The organism is Psychroserpens sp. (assembly GCF_036960315.1).
Classification (GTDB): domain Bacteria; phylum Bacteroidota; class Bacteroidia; order Flavobacteriales; family Flavobacteriaceae; genus Psychroserpens.
In genome coordinates, this window is the sequence record NZ_JBALVR010000010.1 from 81865 (window position 1) to 99734 (window position 17870).

Sequence of the window (17870 nt, forward strand, 5' to 3'; positions counted from 1 at the left end):
TCAATTTATGAGGTGGTTTCTAATAAATTAGGAAGATTTTAACTAGCGTATTTTTTATCCATTCCACACACATTACTCATGCACTTCTATTGTTTTGCGACATCGTGAATCTGACAAGCCCGGTTTGCGCTTCCCTCCTAGGTCGTCGCATAAAAAGTATTTACTCGCTTAAATCTTATTTTATAGAGTTCCAAATTGGCAAAGAAATATTACTTTGTCCTGTGAACGTTATTTTAAGAGGCGTTTTAGCATCTCTAATATTCTCTTTATTCACATCTTTTCCTGTTCCGTAATTGATTTGTGCATTGTTGTTTTTATTCACATTTACAACAATTACAATGCGACTTCCTTTTTGTAATTTTTTACTAATCAATTTAGAATTATTGAATGAAACTTGAGTTTTTTGATTTGGAACCAACAGATTCCTTTTTTCTCTATCCTCTGCAAAACTCGCTCTACCAATGTAATAACTTAAATGGAAATATTTATTTTCTGGAGTTAGTTCATATACAATAACAGAATAATCTACATCTTTCTTATTTATTGAGAATTCAAGATTTCCTAAAAATGAACCATTCATAATCACATCTTCTTTTAACGCTTCAGATTTAAACACCAAACCATCTTTTAGGTTGATTTTTTCTCGTTCTAAAGGCCATGGATAATATTCCGTATTATTCATGCTTTCTCTATCCTTAAAATCAATGGTCATGTCAATTTCAGAATCATTAGGCTTCACTTTTAAAGCATAAAATTGATCAGATTTGGTTGCACTTAAATAAAACTTCAACGTATCATTTGTCATGGCATTCAAACTTGGTTTATGCATCCAAGTATCTGTATCCATTACCTGAAAGTTTACTTTATCTTTTAGAATACTTGGTTTTTCCTTTCCTTTTAAGATATAATCAAACCATTGATACACAACATCGTGTTGAATGTTTATTAAAGCAGTATTGTCTAATTTATAATCTCTCAAATATTCTGACGGCTTAGTTTGCGCAGTCCAATGATCGTAAGGGCCAACCAACAAATAATGATTTGGGTTTTTTACATATTTATGATGCTGATTATAGTAATACATCGCTCCTCTTTGTGAGTCGTCATAATATCCAGTAATCGTTAAAATTGGAATGTCAATTTTAGCAAACTCCTCTTTATAAGGAATCATTTTTTTCCAATGATCATCGTAACTAGGATGTTGCATATACTTATTCCACAACTTATTTACGGCACCATCAAGGCTATCTAATTTATTAAACGCAACACCCGATGTAAACCACTTATTTTTTAAGTTATTCCAACGATTTCTATCATTGGCAACATCGTTATCTAAATATTTGTTATTGGTTACATAAAAATTCCAAGAATATGAATAATTGTGCAATACATTATTTTCCATAGGATAATCAATTCCAGGAGCAATGGCTACCATTGGAATGATTGTTTTTAACGCTGGATGCACTTTGTGTTTCATTGAAGCCCATTGCGAAAAACCATTATAACTCCCACCACACATTCCTACTTTTTGATTGGACCAAGGCTGTTTGCTAATCCAATCAATTACTTCATATACATCGGTGTTTTCATAGTCCAAAGGTTTTGCTTCTCCTTTACTAAATCTTTTTCCTCTTGTATTGGCTACGACTCCAATATAACCCTTAGACGCTGATAGCATTGCACCTGGTTCATTAGTTCCCGCATAAATAGAAGAAATCAATATTGCAGAATTTTTAGTTGTCGGAGACCCTTTCCGTTGAACCAATACAACAGAAATCTCTGCACCGTCCTTCATCGGAATTAAAATAGTATCATTTATAGTGTACCTACGTTTATGATCTTGCCTTATTTCTTCAAAAAAAAGATTTCTGGTTGATTCATATACTGTTTTTAAAAAATATTTTTTGATTAAGTTCTGTGCCGTTTCTATTGAAATTTTATCAGAGGTCATATTTTCATACGAATTCTTAAAATCAGAAACAAAATAATCGGTTCCATCTCTAGAAATCAATGTGTTGTCTAAGTTAAGTACATGTATATCATCAGAGTTTATTATATAGCTTTTATATAATTGCCTAAATGCTACTTTAAAGTTCGAGGAAAGTTTTGCTTTCGCAAACTGCTGATATAAATCTAAATACAAGCTTTCCTCTTTGGGAGTTTTCTTGTTTTTTATTTCAATAGTAGCGAATGCTTGTTTATAATTACGGCTTATTATTTGAACTTTAAATAAATCGAGTTCTGATAATTTTTGTTCGACACATGATTCTGCCAACAGTTGCATTTGGTTTGCAAGAGCTATTGAATCTGATACCGCTACTTTATTAAACGTTAATTCTTGTCCAAAAGAAATTAGATTGATCGCGATTAGAAATAATAGTATTAGTGACTTTTTCATGTTCCTATATTATAAAGTAGATTTAACAATAACTATTTTAGTTCTTACTTGGGCTTGTATACCTGATTAATTCCTCTTCGTATAAAAAGTCATCTTGAGTTTGAGTAAATTTTATGAAATTTTTTAAAGCAGGTGCATACCACCAGACATCATCCGCGTCAGCACTATATCCTCTCGAATTCGTGATTTTACCTTTGTATTGAATTTTGTAAGCCATAAATGTTCCAGCTTCTACCGTTATTTCTTTAAAAGATAAAATCTCAACATCTTGACTTTGCGTTCCTTTTGTACCATCTTGACTTGTCCAATTTTTCTCATATTTCCATTTTTTACCCACTTCTAGAGGCCAGTCATACTTAGGCGTTTCGCTTTCTTCTGGTTTCACAATGTCTTTAACCTGAATAGTATCAGTCCCGATTACCATGCCTAAAACACCGTCTACGCTAACTATTTCTCTTGCGTCTTCTCCATCCGAACGTACTACACCTTCCGTTGTTACCCCTTTATATTTCCAAACCCATTTTTCTCCAACTGTATAATCAGATAAAGTTGGTTGCTTTGTCTCTATTGAATTAGGGTTACTACAAGAATTCAATAGTAAAGTTACAACTACAGTTAAAACTGTTGTTATGTGATAATTATATTTAAAATAGTTCATAAATGCGAGTTTTTAATTGTTCATACTACAAATTAAAGGCTTTTAAAAAAAAATAAAAACAGAAAGTACAGGAGCGTTAAAATAAGTTTATAAACGTAAATAATACTTTGTATTTTTCTTAATAACATCAAATGAAAAACAGCATCGATATAATATATTTGATGCTGCATTAATTTCATAAACAATATGTTACTTATTTCTGCTAGTTTCCATTTAGCACTTTAATCATTTTAATAGCATTTTTATTATTAGCATTTAATTCAAATGATTTTTTGTAATATTTAAGAGCATTCTTTTTATCTCCCAAAAGCATATATACTTCTCCCAAACTATCAAAAGCATTCGATGATGTTGGATAATTTTTCACATTTAACTTAAAATAAGACAATGCTTTCTTTGCGTCATTACTTAAGTATGCATACCCAAGGTTGTTGACATCTTGCTCTGGAGGTAAAAATCCCCCATTATAATTTGCTTTGTAATAGGCAACAATATCCTGAACAGAACTGTTACTACTATTTTTCATTTTTAAATCTTTGTAAATGAACTGCATTCCGTTATACAAACTCATCAAAGCAACCGTCCAATGATTCTCTTCTTTAAAATATTCTAATTCGACTTTTCCAGGAGAAAATCCTTTATTTTTTAGAGTTGCATTAAAAAGCTCATGACTGTTGATGTTTGCTGTAAATACATGTGGAATTCTATCAAAATTCTCAAATTTATCTGCTGTAGACACATAAATCCTTTTATCCTTAATTTGATTTAAATCCGTTTTTTCTAATTGCTTTACAACGTATTGATTGTCCCACCAAAAACTCGGATCCATTGAAACAAAGCCATTAAAAGAAGTTTCTTTGGATAGAAACGCTGAGCCAACGAGCAAACCTCCATGAGAAATTCCGACCAAGGTTTTAAAAGCATTGGTTCTATATTTTTGTTCAATTTTTGGTAATAACTCTTGCTCAATAAATTGCAGGAATTTCGCACTACCTCCTGTTGTTTTGTGATTTTCTACAGCACTTGACCCATTTAAATTGGTCAAGTATTTTGTGGGTGTATAATCTCGATTTCTATCTACGTTTGTAATGGCAACAATAATCATTTCAGGAATTTGACCTCCTTGTGTCATATGATTTAGAATTCCAGAATGTGAGTGATAACTAACTTCTCCGTCTAACAAAACTAAAATAGGATAGTTTTTTTTACTTGTTTCATATGAACTCGGGAGCTCTAGTATATAGCTTCTATCCTCTTTTAAAATATTCGAATAAATTTTATAGGTTTTCCCTATAGAATAAGGCGTTGAATTTTGTCCAATTGCATTCCACTGCAAGAACAACAAAAATGCAATAAGCACTTTTGTTATGTTGTGTTTTGTTATCATTATTTGTGTATTTATAAGCTATTCCAATTTTTAAACTTAGCGGATTGTCGGCTAGAAACCTCTAAGGTTTCACCAGTTGTCAATTTAATTTGCAGCTTATTATTAAAGTATGGATGAATTTCTTTGATGTACTGGGTATTAATAATTTGACTTCTGTTGATTCTAAAGAATACGGTAGAATCTAACTTTTCTTCCAATTGATTTAACGACCTTTTAATCATCGCCTTTTGGTCACCAAAATACAAACGCGCATAATTATCTAAAGATTCTATGAAATGTATTTCAGACAAGGGAATAAAATGGCATTTCTCTCCTTCCTTGATAAATATTTTTCGATGCATTGGTAAAATATCTGCTTTAATTTCTTCTTTTTTCGCTAACTCAGCTTTTACTTTTTCTATCGTTTGAGAAAAACGTTCGTCCCGCAATGGTTTTACTAAATAGTCTAAGGCATTCAATTCGAAAGCTTTAACAGCATACTGATCATAAGCAGTGGTGAACACTACTTCTGGAACGGTTGTTAATTCTTCTAATAAATCAAATCCCGATTTACCAGGCATATGAATGTCTAAAAATATAATGTCTGGTTTAGATTCTTCAATTAAGATCCTAGCTTCATCAACATGACTTGCTTCTCCAATTATTTCAAATTCAGGATAACTTTTTAGTGCACGCTTCACTTCTTCTCTAGCCAAGCGTTCATCATCAATAATAATGGTTTTAAATGTTTTCATCGGTTATAATTGGAAGTGTTATTATTGCTAACACAGAATTGTTATCTATTTCTTTTAAATTGAAAGTCGCTTTTCCTTTGTATTGTATTTCTAATCGTTCTTGTAAATTTTTCAAGCCTAAGCCAGATGATTTTTTACTCCTATTTATAGTTCCTGGATTTTCAACAATAATTTGAACTGTATCATTTTGTTTTTCAATTTTAAGATGAATTATTCCTCCTTCTACAATTGAGTCAATTCCGTGTTTGATTGCATTTTCTACTAAAAGCTGAATACTTAATGTCGGAATTTTGAAATTCATCAACGTTTTATCAATCATTGTTTCTAATTGCAAACGTGCTTCAAAACGCATTTTCTCTAATTCAATATAATCTTTCACCAAAGACAACTCTTCATTTATCGTAATTAAGTCTTTGTCTTTCTCATATAAAGATGAACGTAATAAATCTGACAATAAATCAATGGCTCTTCTTGCATTTTTAGGGTTCTCTACAACTAAAGACTTTATCGAATTTAAAGAATTGAACAAAAAATGTGGATTCAATTGCGATGACAAATTATCCAATTGTGCTTGTTTTGCTATCAAAGAAAGTTTAGCATTTTCTTTTGCAGTTACAATTTTCTTCTGATAATAATGATATAAATGATAAGCCAGTATCCAAATAGACATTAATCGTAGTCCAGTTATTAATATAGGATCCCAGTAAATAAGTGATTCCAAAAAATCAGCATCCTTAATTACAAAAAATGTCCTGAAAGCATACCATTTTAAATTACCTAATAACGCATACAAAACAGCTAACAAAAGTATGCTGGGAATTACACGAATTAATAACTTTTTGATAGGTAATCGACTCCAATTAGTCTTTAAAGCAAACGCTCTATACATATGGGTCAGGAAAACTCCGAGAGATATATCTAACACATAATTTAAAAACGTATAAAACACTCCATAATTATCTCTATTATATACGGTATAAGCCCAATAAAGAGAAACTAAACTCCATCCTATTATTTGACATTTCCAATAAAGAGAAATTGTATTTTTACTGCTATATGTTTTTCTATTGCTGTCCATTATTAGACAAAGCAACGAAATACTTTTAAATAGTGAAAGAAAAAGTACAGGAACGTAAGATATAAGGTTTAAGTGTTATTTATAAAAATTATATTTCATTCCACACAAATTACTCATGCACTTCTATGGTTTTAAGAAATCGTGAATCTCACAAGTTCGGTTTATGCTTCCCTCCTACGTCGCATAAAAAGTTTACTCGCGCACACTATTTTAATAAATAGTTGCTCATGAATAAAGCTCAAGGTATTCCGAATCAAATTCGGGGCAAGCAATAACCCAAGTCCATTATAGAGTACATTTTATATCATATGTGCCATAGCTGTAAATTGGATAATTACTGATATAGCATCATATTTGTGATTTATAGTGAAACGAAACTGCTACTATAAAGCACAAAAAAAGTCCATCACATTGTGACAGACTTTCAAAAATAAGGTTAATCGTATATTTAAATAACTTTTACGTTTACTGCGTTTAATCCTTTTTTACCTTCTTCAAGATCGAATTCAACGGCATCACCTTCGCGAATTTCGTCTACTAATCCTGAAATGTGTACAAAATGGTCTTTGTCTGATCCTTCTTCATTTATGAAACCAAAACCTTTGGCGTCGTTGAAAAATTTAACTGTTCCTTTACTCATCGTATTATAATTTAATGTTTAATAATTACTTAATATTTTTCAAAGATAATACCAGAAAACATAAAAAGCGACTTTAAAAGGTCTTTTTTATGTTTTACACCCAAATTTGTCTTTCATTATCTTAGTTATTTCATCACTATTTATAGTCTGCTGATATGTAATGTATTGTAAAACTTACCTGCGACGATCTATTAATTTATACATTACAGAGCACAAAAAAAGCCCATCACATTGTGATGGGCTTTCAAATTTAGGCTAATCGTATATTTAAATAACTTTTACGTTTATTGCGTTTAATCCTTTTTTTCCTTCTGTAAGATCGAATTCAACTTCATCGTTTTCGCGAACTTCATCGATTAATCCAGAAATGTGTACAAAGTGGTCTTTGTCTGAACCTTCTTCAGTTATAAAGCCAAAACCTTTGGCATCGTTGAAGAATTTTACTGTTCCTTTACTCATTGTAATATAATGTATTGTTTAATAATACTAAATACAATTCAAAGATGATGCCACAAATTACAATTGTGCTTTTATTACTGTAAATACAACACTTCGGGATTTTTAAATCACGTAGATATACGCTACTATAATCGCCATAGACCCTTTAATTTTGAGTAAACCAAAACATTTAAAATTATGGCAACTATAGATCCTTGTAAACTATTATGCGCTTCAGAATCGGCATACTGTATTTCAACATCTGCAAATAACGGTAGATACAATCCTTGTGATATGAATTTTGATGTCACAGATAACATGAGAAAGCAATATAATTCCGTAAACTTTATTGGAGACCCTTTCGTTATAGTAGCCTCACCTATTCCAAAGTATGATAAATATATCAAAATTGAAGCTTGTCTTGTTGGTGAAACTGCCGAAGGTATAATTATTTCTTTTAGAGGGACATTACCTCCTGTGCCTGTAACAGTCGATTCTATTGCCGATTGGATTGAAAATATTTTTTATGTCGATACCAAGCCATACATCATAGGCAAACCTGGTGAAGTTCATGAAGGTTTCCTTGATGCGTTTATGCTTCTTAAAGATGGAATTATCAACGCTTTAAACGTGTTGAATCCAAACTATACAAAGCCTATATATATTACAGGTCATAGTAAAGGTGGTGCGGTTGCTCCTATTGCTGCCATGTATTTTAAAGAAATGAATATTTTTCAAGCAACTGAAGTGTTAACCTTTGCTGGACCAAAACCTGGCAATGGTGAGTTTAGAGATGTATTTAATCTTGCGTTTCCACACTATACGAATTATGAAAACTATTTGGATATTGTGCCTTTCTTACCTCCTGGTAAAGTATTTATTGATCTTATAGCCAATATCCCATTCTTGCCAGATGTAATTAAAAAATTATTACATGAAGCTGCTAACTTAGACTATGAACCTGTGGGAAGCAACAATGTGCAGTTCGTAAATAAACATGGTATCGTTGATAATTCTTTTCCTGAATCTAATCCGCTCTTACGTTTTGGTAAAATTTTAGAAGAATTGACTAAAGGGAAACCTGGAGCCGAACAGATTGCGAATGCACACCATATAACCTGTGGTTTTCGATATATAAAAGGCGTTTGCAAAGGAACTATCTGTCCTAAATAAAAGACCCTTTTATTAATTAATGACTTTAATTATGCGACGATGCTTTAAAAGCACCGTCGCTTTTGTATTAATCTTCTTTTAACTTCTTTATTCTATTTTGGGAAACAGTCGCTAATGAACCATCAGGATCTAAGGCAATAATCCTTTTATACGATGCTATAGCCTTAGCATTCAACTTTAATAGTTCTTGAGCATTTGCTAAGCTGTATAATACGCTTATAGATTCTGGAAATAATTCTGACACCAGTTCCAAAATAAAATGTCCAGGTTCTAAATTTCCATTTTGAATTAATCGATTTCCAACTATACTAAATTCTTCTTCAAAATTATAATAGCTATACTCCGGATTGTGAGCAAATTTTGCAGCGTCGTTTTTAAGTTCTTCAATTTTACCAGCAATAAATAGTTGTGTCAAATGTTGCATCGGATCTAAAATAAATCCGTCGACACTATTAAACGCTAATGCAGCTTCCAAAACAGGATCTTGATTCGTTATATAGTCTTTAAAACTTGCATCTACAGCGATATGTGGTATGGTCCAGTCCTTATTTTCCCAGGCTGGTTTGTCTTGCCACCACGCATAAGATAGATTTACTGAAATACTTGAATTTGGTAACACCTCTCGCCTAGCGTCTCCATAGAAGTTTACATTTTCTGCGGTAGGTTCTCCTACCATGATGGCTTCAGTAAAAGTGCCGATGTCGTTGGTCAAATTTTGACATGCAGAAAACGTATTTCTGCCTATAATAAAGAAGAAACTTCCCTTTTTATTAATTTGTGGCCTCGCCATCAAGCCTTTGATAAGATGAATATTATTGTAGTTATTTCCGCCGCCATTGAGACGGACATCATAAATCAATTTTTCAACATCGTTAGCATCAATAAATGCAAATAGTCGATCATAAAAATCTTTTAATGTTTCCGATTCATCATTAAATACAGAACTCTGACGCACATATAAAACTTTACTTTCTGATAAGAATTCGAAAAAATAATATTTATCATTTAAATGCCTTAAGTATAACGGTATTTTACTCATATCTCTTCTAGAACTCAGCCACAAATCGTTAGGTACTGAGAACCCATAACTTGTAGATATGTCCTTTAATTCAACCTTTGGAAATGTATAGTCAAACACTTTTCCGTCTTTTTCTAATGTTAATGTCACTTCATTTGAAGCCTTCGGAATTACGCGTTGCGCATGCAATACATCTGGAACGGTTAAAAATCGCAATCCGTAAGCTTTAAAATATTGATCGTTCTCCGCTGGTACTACTGGTCGTATAAGTTTCAATGCATCTTCAACTGGCATACCTCCTACTTTTAGCACTTTAGCGCCTAAAGTCTTTTCATGTGCTTTTTGAACACCTTCAATATAAATGCCATCATTAAAATGATATAGATTTACTGGTAACGCACCATTTTTTGCGACTGTACTAAAGGTGATTTGTGTATGTCCATATTCAAATAATGAGACAATACTTGCCAGTTTCACAGGAATTTCATGGTATTCTAACGCCGGAATTTCCGTGTACAGTTTTTCTACTGCTGCATCAAAATCTGCTGCAGATACTTTTTTAAATAAAAAGGGATAATGTTCGTGAACAGTAGTTTGTAAATACCTTAAATCTTCATGCCATTCCTCTGAAGAGATAGTACTTTGGGCATGAGATAGCATGCTTATAACAAGCATAAAAAATATAATGAGTCGTGATGGTGTTTTCATGGTTAGTTGATTTTTTGATTGTAATCATATTAGGTTCTTATTAAAAATACTCATAATAATTCATGAAAAGACGTGTTTTCATAAATATAACTCAATGTGATGAGCATAAAAAAACACCTTTCTGAAGTTACTCAAAAAGGTGTTTGATATGATTACTGAAAAGTGCTCAGTTTGATATGAGTTTATTTCGGGTCTAAAATAGTTTCAATACGTTTTACGATATCTTTATAATGATACTTGGTTACGGTGTTTACAGTTCTGTTTCCCGCTGCAGCCACCTGACGCTTTAACCTATTCAATTCCCCACGAACCAAAGCTCTAATATCTGATTGTGAGACATTAAAGTATTGATTTGTACGAAGTCGATTCATATCTTCTGTCATTAAAAAGGCCATTCGATCAATATATGCACGTTGTAAATTCCTGCGATATACATCTACATTTCTGGTCACATTTACTTCACTCCAAATGCCTTTTCGCAAATCTTGTAGCATAGTTAAAGCACTGTAATTAGTAGCATCAATCGTATTATGGTCAATTAATCGTCCTAGACGATCAAAACTCAATATGCCATTGAGATACCTGCTTTGTAAACGTCTTAAACGCTCTGTATATCCAGCATAATCTATATTTTGAAGGATGGTTTTATCTACCAACCATAGTGGTGTAGCAAACGCATTATCATGCAACCATTGCATAGATTCTTGTTGCTTTAGTTTTGGTACTGCCTTGTATGGAATGCCACCTTGACTTGGCGTTGTTAAGTTTTCTTCTACACCTCCAATATTTCCTAATACATGACCAATATAACGGTTGTAACAGCCTAATAATTCGCCATACAATTCTTCTAAATCGTTGTAATCATTCGTTTGATCACTTGTCCATTTTGGTAAATTTTGCGCTACAAACTTTAAGTTCTTCAACGCATAATTCGAGGCTTTAATGGCATCGTTACCAATATCTTCCGTTTGTGAAGTAGGATCAAATCGGCTACTTTGTTTTCCGAAGACATATTTGGGATCACCTGCTTTTTCCAAAATCCATTTATCTAAGGTAGTCAACTCGGCATCAGCAGAACTTGCTCCTGGAATCATACGATATCCCCAATTTATAGCATAGGTATCATAAGGCCCTATCTGACGAATAAACCTGATATTTTGATCTCCTGGCTGTGCGATATAATTGTAACGCGCGTAATCCATGATAGTCGATGCGATTCCAAATTCCTGAGTAAAAGCTCCATTTCTATAACTCTCAACATCATAAGCTTTACTTGCACTCATATTATGAGGCAATCCAAGAGCGTGACCAACCTCGTGAGCAATCACCATCTTCATCATCTCTCCTATTTCTTCATCAGGCGTATCTAATGTTCTCGCTGAAGGATTAGCAGCTCCAGTTTCTAACAAATAACGATTTCTGTACGAACGCAAATGGTTATGGTACCAAATGATATCACTTTCTATTATTTCACCACTTCTTGGATCTGAGACACTTGGTCCCATTGCGTTTCGTGTCTCGCTAGCGACATAGCGTACTACGGAATAACGCACATCTTCCGGACTAAAATCGGGATCTTCTTCTTTTGTTGGTGGATATTTTGCTATAATAGCATTCTTGAAACCAGCCTTTTCAAAAGGACCTTGCCATAATTCGATACCTTCTTTGATATACTTCCGTAAACTTTCAGGTGTCGCAGGATCCAGGTAATAGATGATAGGCTTAACCGGCTCAACCAATTCTCCTCTAGCATAAGCCTCAGGATCTTTTGGTTCTAGTCGCCATCTGCGGATATAAGTTTTCATATCAGCTTTTAATTTTTCACTTCCGTAGTCCACCTGACTATAGGTAAACCATCCTACACGTTCATCTGCAAAACGCGGTTGCATAGGTTCTTCTGGTAATAGAATCATCGACTGATTCATTTGCAGACTAATGGTTTCTGCCGATTGTGCCGAAGGTGGTTTTGAGGCATTATAAGTCATATCCTGAATCACTTCTATGTTCTGCGGAAAACTCTTCATATTATTAATAAAACTACGAGAGGCATCCAAATTACGAACCTTATAGGTGGTTCTCAAACCTCCTGATAAGCCACTGATAGCTTTAACATCTGAGCTATAAAACTTTGTGACATCAACAACAACTGCTGAAGAATCTTTACTAAAAGCTGCGATATCAAAAGCAAATAACGTTGGTTCGTAGTTGTTTGACTTTACTGAAATACTAATCGGTAATTCTTCATCTGCAACCGAATTATACGATCGTTCTTTAATTAATACTTTTTCGTTAAAACGTTCCCAAGCCACCAATCGCTCAGCAGTTTTAGATCCAGCATTAATATAACCGCCTCCCATATTTGCAGGCAGTTTGGCTATTCTACTCACCAAGAGCATATCTTTTCCTAAATGCACATTAGGAATCTCAAAATAATACTTCTCTCCTACTTTGTGGACTTTAAAGAGTCCGTCATCTGTAACAGCATCTTTGGTAATGACCTTATCATAAGGTTTTATTTTTCCTTGATCCTTTTTAGGTGTTTGCTGAACAACTTCTTCTTTTTGGTCTTTTTTCTTTTTTCTTTTATTCTTTGTGGATTGTGCTTGGAGAGACATTGGCATTGCACAAATGAGCAATGTCAAAGCTAATAGCAATAGTTTTTTCATAGTTGGATAGTTTAGTGTGATTTTGGTTTAAAATTAATCATTGCACTTCAAAATGTCATGTATTTCACAAAATTTTAAGGACTTCCAATTTCAGCACTTATCAATGAAGGTCATAAAATATTAAAAGGCTGAAAGTCCGTAATCAATTTTTCCTCGTAGATATACACATAAACCCAAAACAACTAATCAAACATTATGAAACGAATTTCAGTAATTGTATTATCGGCATTATTTTTAACTGCTTGTGTCTCAAAAAAGAAATACCTCGCTTTAGAACAAGACAATGGTGAATTAAAAAGTGAATTAACTAAGACTAAAGTTGAAAAAGAAGATTTAGAAACCAGATTCGCGAAAATTCAAGATCGCGTTGATAACTATAATTCTAAAATAAATGAACTTACTGAAGATAACAATGCCAAGCTTGTATCTGTAGATGGTGTGGTCATTTCAGAAAACCAAAAAGAAGCTTTACGTGAGTCGCTTAAAAACGTTCCACCAGCATATATGGCTACTGCAAAGACCTTAAAAGATTCTATGAACCTAGCCATGAAATTCAACTTGAAATCATCAATGGAAAACATTGAAGAAGATGAAGATATTGTGATTAATATAGAAGAAACGGTTGTAATGATTTCTATTTCAGATAAAATGTTATTTAATTCAGGAAGCTATAGAATAAGCAACAAAGCAAATGATATTTTACAAAAGATTGCAAATGTGATAAACTCTGAGGAAAGCCTTGATGTTATGGTTGAAGGCCATACAGACAATAAGCAAATGAAAAGTAACGCTGCAGTTAAAGATAACTGGGATTTAAGTGTACTTCGTGCCACTGCTGTTGTGAAAAAATTACAAAACGATTATAACGTTGCACCAGAACAATTGATTGCTGCAGGACGTAGTTTTTATCAACCATTAGCAGATAATGACACTAAAGAGCACAGAGCTACAAATCGTAGAACACGTATCGTGATTTTGCCAAATATTGATAAATTCTTTGCTATGATGTCATCTAATAAATAAATACTTGACATGTATCAAAGTGTGATTGATTAATCAAAAGAGGCTATTACAAAATGCAATAGCCTCTTTTCTTATCTAACAACGCCAAATAACTTCATAATTGCTCTCTTTATCGATATATAGAGTGTTTTATTTTTGACAATCAGAAAATTGTTTTAATTTTGAGAAGTATAACCGTTAACCTACTGATTACCAATGAAAAAATTCACGCTATTATTTATTGCATTTCTATGTTTTACGACTTCATTTGCTCAGCAATCTGTGGCACGTCAATGGAACGAAGTTTTATTAGATGCAATCCGATCTGATTTTGCAAGACCAACAGTACATTCCAGAAATTTGTTTCACTGTTCGGTGGTTATGTATGATGCTTGGGCTATTTTCGATTCACAGGCCGAGCCTGTTTTCTTAGGAGAAAACTTTGGAGGTTATGATTGTCAATTTAATGGTATTGCAAATCCAACAGATGTTGATGCTGCACGTCATGAAATCATAAGTTATGCCATGTACAGGTTACTTAATCACAGGTTTGAGCAATCTCCTGGATCTACTGAAATTGCGATAGAAATAGAAGCCCTATTCACACTGCTTGGTTATGATAATACCATTACTTCTACCGATTACAGTTCTGGTTCGTATGCAGCACTTGGGAATTATTTGGCTAGTGAGATAATTACATTTGGTTTACAAGATGGCTCTAACGAGCAGTTTGATTATGCTAACGCATTTTATATACCTGCAAATCCCCCACTCATTTTAGAAAATTATTATGACACTAATGATATTAATCCTGATCGCTGGCAACCTTTGGCGTTTGATGTTTTTGTAGATCAAAGCGGAAATGAATTTCCTGGAGATACACCTGCTTTTTTAAGTCCGGAATGGGGAGCAGTAACGCCTTTCTCTCTGTCTATCGATGATTTACAAATTCTAAATAATGGCTTTGATAGTTATGTATATAATGATCCAGGTCCTCCTGTTTACATTCAGAACTCAAATGAAGATGGTATTGACGATCCATTTAAATGGCATTTTGCTTTAGTCGCGTCTTGGTCTTCTCATCTAGACCCGAATGATACGACCATGATTGATATTTCTCCAGGTGCTATCGGTAATTTTGATATAGTAAACTATCCAGAAACTTTCGAGGAATACAAAACATTTTACGACTTCACCAATGGTGGAGATGCTGGTTTGGGTCACAGTTTAAACCCTACAACTGGTATGGCGTATGAAACGAATATGGTAAAACGTTCAGATTATGCTAGAGTATTAGCAGAGTTTTGGGCAGATGGTCCAGATTCTGAAACACCTCCTGGACATTGGTTTACCGTATTGAATTATGTGAGTGATCATCCTTCTGTAGAAAAGAGAATTACTGGTCAGGGTGAAATTGTAAGTGACTTAGAATGGGATGTAAAATCCTATTTAGCATTGGGTGGAGCAATGCATGATTCAGCAATTGATATTTGGGGAATAAAAGGGTATTACGATTATTTACGTCCAATATCCGCTATCCGCTATATGGCTGGAAAAGGACAAAGTAGTGATGCATCATTACCTAGTTATGATGTACATGGCATCCCTTTAGTTGACGGACTTATAGAATTAATAGGACCTACAGATCCGCTTCGAGGCAATAGCAACGAAAACCTTGATAAAATTAAGATTAAAGCTTGGAAAGGTCCCGATTTTATTGAAGATCCAGCCACGGATACAGCTGGTGTAGATTGGATTATAGGTACACATTGGTGGCCATATCAACGTGGCTCTTTTGTAACACCACCTTTCGCTGGTTACCTGTCTGGTCATTCGACGTTTTCACGTGCTGCTGCTGAAGTATTAACACGACTTACAGGAGATCCTTTTTTTCCAGGTGGTATGGGGACTTTTGATATTGAACAAAATAATTTTTTGGTATTTGAGGTTGGACCTACCCAAAACATGACTTTGCAATGGGCTACCTATCGTGATGCCTCAGACCAAACAAGTCTATCAAGAATTTGGGGAGGTATTCATCCTCCTATCGATGATATTAAAGGCCGTATAATTGGTGACAAAATTGGTAATGAAGCCTTTGATTTAGCTCTTCAATATTTTGATAGCACATTGAGTAATGATGATGTAGAAAGTCAAAATGCGATAAGGTTATATCCTGTTCCATTTAAAAATGAATTGCATATTTCAAACACACTAAATCAAGAATTGAACGTTGATATCTATAGTTTGGATGGCAAACTTGTACACAGTTCACATACCAATCTATCAACAACTAACATTTCACTTTCATCATTAGAATCAGGATTGTATTTGGTAAAAATGACGAATACAACTGACGATACAGTTATCGTTAAAAATGTTGTAAAAAACTAGATAGAATTCCTTACATAAAGTACTTTTGCAGTAAAATAGTTTCACAATGCTTTCACTGTTAAATAGCTTTAGAATTGTAGCCCTTTTAGAAGGTGTATCTTACATATTATTATTGTTTATTGCGACTCCAATTAAGCGTTTTGCTCACGACGATACTTACGTTAAGATATTTGGTATGCCACATGGCTTGTTATTTTTAGCCTATATTGTATTAGCAATTATGGTTGGTAAAGAGCTGAAATGGAAAACAAGAACCTTATTTACTGTGTTAATTGCTTCTATAATTCCTTTTGGAACCTTTTATATTGAAAAGAAATATTTGAAAAATAAAGCGCTATGATGGAATTTCGTCATTTACTATATGATTATCTAGTTTCTGTTGGATTAAGCGACACAACTGCCAAGTACTTGAATATGATTGCGCTTAGCATTGCATTACTAATAGTTGTATTTATTATAGATTACATTATTAGAAAAGTATTGGTAAATGCGTTCAATGCTTTTGCTTTTAGATCGAAATCAAACTTTGATAATATTCTCGTAAAAAACAAAGTTCCGAGAAATATTGCGCATATTATTCCTTTGCTAATCGCAATAGAGTTTATTCCTTTTATTTTTTCTGATTTTGATTACCTCGAGAATATCATTGAAAAGGGATCAAAAGTGTTTGGTATTATTCTTACGTTATGGATTGTACGCAGTGTTTTAAAAACTATTAAAGATTATTTAAAAACAGTAGACCGCTTTAAAGACAAACCTATTGATAGTTATATCCAAGTCTTTATGATTTTTGCTTGGGTTATCGGTATATTTTCTTCCTTTGCCATAATTAGTGGCATTTCATTTTGGAAGTTTGTTACGACTCTTGGAGCCGCTTCAGCAGTAATTATTTTAGTATTTAAAGATACTATCATGGGTTTTGTTGCAAGTATTCAAGTATCAATAAACGATATGGTTCGTATTGGAGATTGGATAACATTTGAAAAATATGGAGCAGATGGAGATGTTATAGAAATTAACTTATCTACCGTAAAAGTTCAAAATTTTGATAAAACAATTACGACTATTCCAACCTATGCCCTAATTTCTGATTCATTTAAAAACTGGAGAGGTATGGAATCGTCTGGTGGACGACGTATTAAACGTGCTGTCATTCTTAAAGCAACAAGCATCCAATATCTTACTGATGAGCATATTGGAAAATTAAAAGACATTCAGCTTATTTCTAGTTATCTGGATACAAAACAAAAGGAGGTTAATACGTTCAACCAAGATGAAAATGCAGATAAATCTGTGTTGATTAATGGTCGGAATTTGACAAACTTAGGCGTGTTTAGAAAGTATCTTCAGTTGTATGTTGAAAATCATTCCGCAGTAAATAAGGATATGACCATTATGGTACGTCAATTGGAACCGACAGCTCAAGGGTTACCCTTAGAAATTTATTGCTTTAGTAGTGATAAACGCTGGGTGAATTACGAGTATATTATGTCTGATATTTTCGATCATGCAATAGCTGCAGTTCCCTATTTTGATTTGGAAGTATTTGAAAATAATTTTTATATCAATGCTTAGA

14 protein-coding genes are annotated in these 17870 nt (G+C 33.3%); 5 read left to right on the plus strand and 9 right to left on the minus strand.

Annotated features, from left to right (window positions below; genetic code table 11):
- Positions 1-175 precede the first annotated feature (175 nt).
- The 7 genes from V7719_RS15330 to V7719_RS15360 all read right to left on the minus strand — a co-directional run bounded on the left by V7719_RS15330 (position 176) and on the right by V7719_RS15360 (position 7354).
- Positions 176-2398 (minus strand): CocE/NonD family hydrolase, encoded by a 2223-nt coding sequence (locus V7719_RS15330; protein WP_335730817.1) that lies wholly within the window; start codon positions 2396-2398, stop codon positions 176-178.
- 37 nt (positions 2399-2435) lie between these two features.
- A complete protein-coding gene (locus V7719_RS15335) occupies positions 2436-3056 on the minus strand; it encodes a hypothetical protein (protein ID WP_335730818.1) in 621 nt (206 codons plus the stop codon).
- A 202-nt stretch (positions 3057-3258) separates the two neighbouring features.
- Complete coding sequence (locus V7719_RS15340) at positions 3259-4443, minus strand: alpha/beta hydrolase-fold protein (RefSeq protein WP_335730819.1); 1185 nt, start codon at positions 4441-4443, stop codon at positions 3259-3261.
- 11 nt (positions 4444-4454) lie between these two features.
- Positions 4455-5177 carry a LytR/AlgR family response regulator transcription factor gene (locus tag V7719_RS15345; protein WP_335730820.1) on the minus strand — a complete coding sequence of 241 codons (723 nt, stop codon included), beginning with the start codon at positions 5175-5177 and terminating at the stop codon, positions 4455-4457.
- Positions 5164-6255 (minus strand): sensor histidine kinase, encoded by a 1092-nt coding sequence (locus V7719_RS15350; protein ID WP_335730821.1) that lies wholly within the window; start codon positions 6253-6255, stop codon positions 5164-5166. The genes V7719_RS15345 and V7719_RS15350 overlap by 14 nt, the downstream gene beginning before the upstream one ends.
- Positions 6256-6703: 448 nt before the next feature.
- Positions 6704-6895: a cold-shock protein gene (locus tag V7719_RS15355; RefSeq protein WP_335730822.1), complete on the minus strand. Its 192-nt coding sequence runs from the start codon at positions 6893-6895 to the stop codon at positions 6704-6706.
- 267 nt (positions 6896-7162) lie between these two features.
- Positions 7163-7354, minus strand: coding sequence for a cold-shock protein (locus V7719_RS15360; RefSeq protein ID WP_335730823.1), 192 nt, complete (start codon positions 7352-7354; stop codon positions 7163-7165).
- A 177-nt stretch (positions 7355-7531) separates the two neighbouring features.
- On the opposite strand from V7719_RS15360, the gene V7719_RS15365 reads away from it, so the two are divergent.
- Positions 7532-8506 (plus strand): lipase family protein, encoded by a 975-nt coding sequence (locus V7719_RS15365; protein ID WP_335730824.1) that lies wholly within the window; start codon positions 7532-7534, stop codon positions 8504-8506.
- A gap of 67 nt (positions 8507-8573) precedes the next feature.
- Here V7719_RS15365 and V7719_RS15370 read toward each other — a convergent pair whose 3' ends face one another.
- On the minus strand, positions 8574-10232 hold the full coding sequence (locus V7719_RS15370) for a hypothetical protein (protein ID WP_335730825.1): 1659 nt from the start codon (positions 10230-10232) through the stop codon (positions 8574-8576).
- A gap of 182 nt (positions 10233-10414) precedes the next feature.
- Positions 10415-12898: a zinc-dependent metalloprotease gene (locus tag V7719_RS15375; RefSeq protein ID WP_335730826.1), complete on the minus strand. Its 2484-nt coding sequence runs from the start codon at positions 12896-12898 to the stop codon at positions 10415-10417.
- 195 nt (positions 12899-13093) lie between these two features.
- Here V7719_RS15375 and V7719_RS15380 point away from each other — a divergent pair, with 195 nt between their 5' ends.
- From V7719_RS15380 to V7719_RS15395, 4 genes are all read left to right on the plus strand, one after another.
- Positions 13094-13921: an OmpA/MotB family protein gene (locus tag V7719_RS15380; protein ID WP_335730827.1), complete on the plus strand. Its 828-nt coding sequence runs from the start codon at positions 13094-13096 to the stop codon at positions 13919-13921.
- 195 nt (positions 13922-14116) lie between these two features.
- Positions 14117-16294 carry a T9SS type A sorting domain-containing protein gene (locus V7719_RS15385; protein ID WP_335730828.1) on the plus strand — a complete coding sequence of 726 codons (2178 nt, stop codon included), beginning with the start codon at positions 14117-14119 and terminating at the stop codon, positions 16292-16294.
- A 46-nt stretch (positions 16295-16340) separates the two neighbouring features.
- On the plus strand, positions 16341-16634 hold the full coding sequence (locus V7719_RS15390; RefSeq protein WP_335730829.1) for a DUF3817 domain-containing protein: 294 nt from the start codon (positions 16341-16343) through the stop codon (positions 16632-16634).
- Positions 16631-17869: a mechanosensitive ion channel family protein gene (locus V7719_RS15395; RefSeq protein WP_335730830.1), complete on the plus strand. Its 1239-nt coding sequence runs from the start codon at positions 16631-16633 to the stop codon at positions 17867-17869. Before V7719_RS15390 ends, V7719_RS15395 begins: the two co-directional genes overlap by 4 nt.
- Position 17870: the final 1 nt, after the last annotated feature.

Excerpts from the sequence above, each read along its gene's own strand:
- V7719_RS15330 (WP_335730817.1), bottom strand. The coding sequence starts at position 2,398 with ATGAAAAAGTCACTAATACTATTATTTCTAATCGCGATCAATCTAATT.
- V7719_RS15335 (WP_335730818.1), bottom strand. The coding sequence starts at position 3,056 with ATGAACTATTTTAAATATAATTATCACATAACAACAGTTTTAACTGTA.
- V7719_RS15340 (WP_335730819.1), bottom strand. The coding sequence starts at position 4,443 with ATGATAACAAAACACAACATAACAAAAGTGCTTATTGCATTTTTGTTG.
- V7719_RS15345 (WP_335730820.1), bottom strand. The coding sequence starts at position 5,177 with ATGAAAACATTTAAAACCATTATTATTGATGATGAACGCTTGGCTAGA.
- V7719_RS15350 (WP_335730821.1), bottom strand. The coding sequence starts at position 6,255 with ATGGACAGCAATAGAAAAACATATAGCAGTAAAAATACAATTTCTCTT.
- V7719_RS15355 (WP_335730822.1), bottom strand. The coding sequence starts at position 6,895 with ATGAGTAAAGGAACAGTTAAATTTTTCAACGACGCCAAAGGTTTTGGT.
- V7719_RS15360 (WP_335730823.1), bottom strand. The coding sequence starts at position 7,354 with ATGAGTAAAGGAACAGTAAAATTCTTCAACGATGCCAAAGGTTTTGGC.
- V7719_RS15365 (WP_335730824.1), top strand. The coding sequence starts at position 7,532 with ATGGCAACTATAGATCCTTGTAAACTATTATGCGCTTCAGAATCGGCA.
- V7719_RS15370 (WP_335730825.1), bottom strand. The coding sequence starts at position 10,232 with ATGAAAACACCATCACGACTCATTATATTTTTTATGCTTGTTATAAGC.
- V7719_RS15375 (WP_335730826.1), bottom strand. The coding sequence starts at position 12,898 with ATGAAAAAACTATTGCTATTAGCTTTGACATTGCTCATTTGTGCAATG.
- V7719_RS15380 (WP_335730827.1), top strand. The coding sequence starts at position 13,094 with ATGAAACGAATTTCAGTAATTGTATTATCGGCATTATTTTTAACTGCT.
- V7719_RS15385 (WP_335730828.1), top strand. The coding sequence starts at position 14,117 with ATGAAAAAATTCACGCTATTATTTATTGCATTTCTATGTTTTACGACT.
- V7719_RS15390 (WP_335730829.1), top strand. The coding sequence starts at position 16,341 with ATGCTTTCACTGTTAAATAGCTTTAGAATTGTAGCCCTTTTAGAAGGT.
- V7719_RS15395 (WP_335730830.1), top strand. The coding sequence starts at position 16,631 with ATGATGGAATTTCGTCATTTACTATATGATTATCTAGTTTCTGTTGGA.